Source organism: Endozoicomonas sp. ALC013 (assembly GCF_049310205.1).
Taxonomy (GTDB): domain Bacteria; phylum Pseudomonadota; class Gammaproteobacteria; order Pseudomonadales; family Endozoicomonadaceae; genus Endozoicomonas.
Genome location: NZ_JBLYNS010000230.1, coordinates 1 through 4893, shown reverse-complemented (window position 1 = coordinate 4893; position 4893 = coordinate 1). Strand labels below are relative to the sequence as shown.

At 49.2% G+C, this 4893-nt stretch carries 2 protein-coding genes; both read right to left on the bottom strand.

The features are described 5' to 3' along the window. Nucleotides 1-126: 126 nt before the first annotated feature. Entirely contained in the window at nt 127-2019 is a 1893-nt protein-coding gene (locus ACO6V1_RS22335) for a WD40 repeat domain-containing protein (RefSeq protein WP_422468662.1), read from the bottom strand. Nucleotides 2020-2186: 167 nt separating this feature from the next. Next, the coding region (locus ACO6V1_RS22330; protein ID WP_422468660.1) for a transglutaminase-like domain-containing protein at nt 2187-4893 on the bottom strand (2707 nt) is incomplete at its 5' end.

Sequence of the window (4893 nt, the reverse complement as noted above, 5' to 3'; positions counted from 1 at the left end):
CTAGCCAGAAATATCCGATTCCATTTGGCCAACTACTTATGCGGCAATACCGATGATGTTTTTCAGGCATAAAAAAACAGAGAGCTGCGTGCAAAAAAGCCAGCGCAGCCCTTTGGCACTGACTGCTTATACTTGTTTCTCCGGGTTGATCTGCCAGATGCTGGCGCTGTTGTCACCACAGGTCAACAGCATTCGTCCCGAGGGGCTGAAACTGCCTGAAGAGAATGTTGTACCATGGTTTCTTTTTGCCTTTTGGCACCAATTGCCATCACGGTCGTAGCCGAAGATTTTAAAGTCTCCGTCCTGTTCCTCGTCGCCAGCCAATATCTGGAGCATTGTGTGACTGTGGACAGGTTCATCGGTCAATGGGTCACAGACAGCATTGTCCACAACGCCTCTCTCGGTCCATGAGCCGTTATTATCACACCCCCAAAAGATAATGGTATTCAGAGAAAAAAAACCACCACCGCCGTAAAGCCGGAGCAACTGCTCCGAAGCGCTGAATATGGCTTTATTGACTTTGAAACCGTTGTTGACCGATGCAGGACGGTTAATCCTGGTTTTGGCAAACGAATTACCCTCGCTGTCAAAACTCCAGAGCCTGGCTATGAGCCCATCACGGCCACCATGAGTGGTCAGAACATAGCGTCCTGATGGGCTGATGCTTGCCTCATCAATTTTCTCTTCTGAATGGATTTTTTTAAATTGGCAACGGCCTTCGTTGCTAACATGCACGACATGAACATCATTATCCTCCCTGATCATAATACAGTTGGATGCCGGGTCATCGCTGAAACAGGCTTGCCGCGACAAATAATAAGTATTTTTATGTGAAATTACCCATTGGCCCGAACGGTTATAGTTCAGGATTTGGACAACGCCATTATCAGAATTGTGAGTCAGGAAGATGTCTTCTGATGCACTGAATTGCGTAGCCGTAAGTGACGGCTGATCAGTAATTTCTTTCTTTTGAACATAGCGGCCCTGGTCATTCACACTCCATAGTCTGATTTTATGGTCTATGGTGTGGATCATCAGATGCCGTGCTGAGTTACTGAATTTGACATCATGAATTGTCATGTTGAGGGATCCCAACTCTTGCCACTTGTCGTCTACAGGGCCAATGATTGTCAGTGTGTTTTCATCTGAACCCACCGTTTTGGTGAGGATAACAGCACAATCTCCAGTCGGACTGAAGGTAGCATTCACGTCCATGTCGCTGGTCGGATATGAATATTGGCATCTGACCTGGCCGTCGTAGTCAATGCTCATAATTTCAGCACCACGTTTGAAAGTGATCAGTAGATCATTACCGGAAGGACTGAATTGAAAAGACAAATTCTCAAACCCATTGTTCATGTATCCCGGTATCCAGCCTCTATCGCCATGGCGAACGCAGATCATCAATGCATCAAGGCCGTTATGGTCACTGCTGGTGATGGCCAGTGCCCGCTCTATGGGGGAAAATTGAACATTCTTAATCCTGCCGATATTGTGGGTCTCAAACTGTTCCAGCCAGTTGGTCCCACTGTCAAAGCTCCAGACTTTGCACACCCCTTCTGCTGCTGCCATCGCATAGTGCCCGGAAGTGCTGAAGATGGCGGTTTTATCTGGTTTGACCCCTAGTACAACGTCCTCCCGCCAGTCACCATTGTCATCACAACTCCAGCCGCGGACTACATGGAAGTCCTGGAACAGGACATGGCGTTCCGAGGGGCTGAACATCGCTTTTATGTTCTGACCATCAAAAAAATGAGCAACCCCTTTTCGCTCAAGTTTAAACTCGCGGCATTCAATCATCTGACGTATCTCCTCAGAGAATACCGGTTGGTGAGTGATGAGTGGATCGTTCTGCCTGGTTTCAGCTTTATCAGGTCTGGTATACAGGTATTTAAAAGGCCAGTTTTCCTTAATGTCACGGGAGGTAACCGCCGACAGATGGATCTGCCCACACTCTTTTTGCAACTCCTGAATTTCACCACAGCTCAGATGAGTAGAGATATCACCGAGTTTGTTCAAAGGTATCCCGGAAAAATGCAATGAATGAGCGGAAGTTTCAGAGTTCGCCTTATCGGTACTTGGACACATTACACTGTCATGAGTCAACTTTGGTCTTTTAGTAGATTGCTCGTTAGTAAAACAAGGATTCATTTTTAATCTCGTTAAATTTCCGGAGAGAAGGAATTTTAATATCTGCTTAAAATGGTTGCGTCATGTTCATTGATCAAGCGTTTTATGGTTCCCAGCGAATCCTCACAATCCAGGGCAATACCCGGAGTAAAAATCCCACTGCCGATCAGGTTGAAATTTTGCCCTGCCGCACTTTCAAAGATGGTTACCCGGTCGCGGAAATTGCCAACGATCAAGACCCGGAATCTTTTCAGGTCTTCACATATTACCGGGGTATATATGTCAGCAGAGCGTTGATCGCCGATCAGACGAATTAACTGCCGGTTATTTTCTGCATCATCGATGTGATCATCAAGGGTACTCATGATCTGGGGCACAGGGAGTTCCTTAAGAAAGGCTGAGCCGGTCAGTTTGTTGGTGCTTTGCCGGAGAGTGTCCCACGCCCTTTCGATCAAAAACTGGGCGGCCACTATCAGGGTATTGGTTTCCTGGTAATAGGTTGATTTTTCCGGGAAACAGGGCTGACCACGGATCAGTCGGGCAATATCCGGTTTGCCCCGGGAGGCATGACTCCAATAAACTTCGGTAGCCGCCACCTGTGGCAATTGTTTCCCGGAGCACAGCAGGGGAAAATTGCCGACCTCCGGACTGTCGCGGACATTTTTCAGATAGACTTTATCGATGGACTCAACCTGGAACAGGCGCTGGCTTATTCGTTGAGCCATGCCATTATGATCAAAATTGAACCGGATAATGGTCTGCAGGCTTTGAACAGGCAGGACGGGAAAATCATTCGGGCTTTGCAAATACAGTTGCCAGGCAAACTCCGACCACTCACAGAAAGGATGCTTTAGGGGAGACGTAAATTGGGTTGACCAGATGAGCATACAGTGGCTCCAGTCGATAATGGCTTTTTTTTCCGGGGGGGCCAGGGTGGAAAAATGCTCAATGGCATGTCGGGCCGCCAACAAATACTGTTCCGGTACCCAATGGACGACAATCTGAAATGCAAAGATACCGTTATGAGATTTGCAACCTGGCGATACTGGTTTAGATCGACTTGATGATAACTCCCTGCCTATGGGGATAGGGCGGAAATTTTTCCGGAACGTTTCCAGAAAGGTGTCCTGGATTTGTTTTATCGCCTCTTGGGGTAATTCAGATTGAGTACACTTGTGTTGCTTGAGCAAAGAAGTGGCCAGTGACGATATCCCGTTCCAGCCATCAGCGGCTCCGTCCTGAGCGTAACGCGAATTGACGGGGCCCACTGGCGCTGACTTGAAAATATTGTGCCATTCCGGCTCTGATGAATAACTGTAAGTGGAGCTGCCAGCGCCCCCTAAATCACAAAGTCGCCACCCATTGCAGGATCTGACCTCAACGAAAGCATGTGAGCCCGAATTTACTATACGGGCTTCAATACCCCAGTAAAGACAGAGTAATTGAAACAGAAACCCACGATGGCGGCAGGTTCCCTGTTGTTCCTGCAACAGTTGCTTAACCAGGCTGATGCCGGTTTCGTCAAAAGGACGATCGTAAGAAAATGCCCTGAACCAATCGACAAGGGCCAGTAGCCGTTCGGACAAATTCTCTATCTGCCCTATTTCCCGCAACTTCCGGTACCCCGGAGCCGGGTATTCGCTGAACACCTCCTGATCCAGATGTACTTTGATCAGGGGCGGGCAACGCAGGGGCTGTGTGTTGATGGGATCATCAGCCGTTAACGGCTGAAAATAAGTCAGGTCGGGCTTAATAATAAAATCCACCGTCACCGGTTTCGTGAGTCCGGAACGAAGAAAGTATTGGTCGGTGCTCTTATCCCGTGCCAGCTGCGTCTGTTTCGGAATGGATCTCAGACCGGTCAACACGTCGTTGGGGGTCAGCGATGGCAATCGTTGCCAATTGCTGCCCGGTTTCAGTGTCATGCGCCCGGGGGTTTCGCCGGTTTTCAGATAGGTTCGCCCGGTTAACAGGGGCAAAAGATTGCTCTGCTCCACGGGGTGTATAGGCAACCGGCTTTGAACTAACTGCTTATCAGTGTTCACATCGGCTGTATACAGCTCCAGTCGATACAGATCGGGACTCCATTTACCGGGAAAAAACCGGGTAACCTGAAAGTTTCTGGATACACCAGGGGGCGAGCCCAGGCTGAAAATCTCCGGTGAATGAGTGTCAGGACCTCTGGAAGATCCCTTTCCATGAGTATAAGGCCACTGAAAGCTGTATTCACAGTACTTCATATAAGGCCACCACTTCAGTGATAGATGTTTAGTCCACTGGTCCATGGCGATTTTGCCCAATTCATCGGCCGCACGGAGCAGCTGCGACAACGTCAGTTCAAGGGGAATGCGTTGCTGTCGGAAATGATTATTGAGGGCACTGGCGCAATCGGTCAGCCACCGACTCAGATCCTCAGATACCCCCATGGCTTGCAGCCTGAGCCGGTAGTCATCCAGGGTATCATAGTGGATATGAACGCCGGTAAAGCGACTGGTCAATGACGGCGGGAATGCCGTCCGTCCGGGATAGGTGGGTGGATTAACAGTACCAATCAATTTGAACCCGGCCTTGTGAGGCAGCGGCAGGCGGTCATTGAGAAACTCTTCCAATAGCCCGGAAGGAATGATATTGAGCTCACTGACCACTAATACCTCACCCAGACGCCAGGCGCGGTTAAAGGCCTGCACAAACTGGTTAAACTGGTCCGGTGTCCCATTGAGATGCTGAAAGCCTTTACCGGTTTGCTGTTGCCAGGTGGTCAGG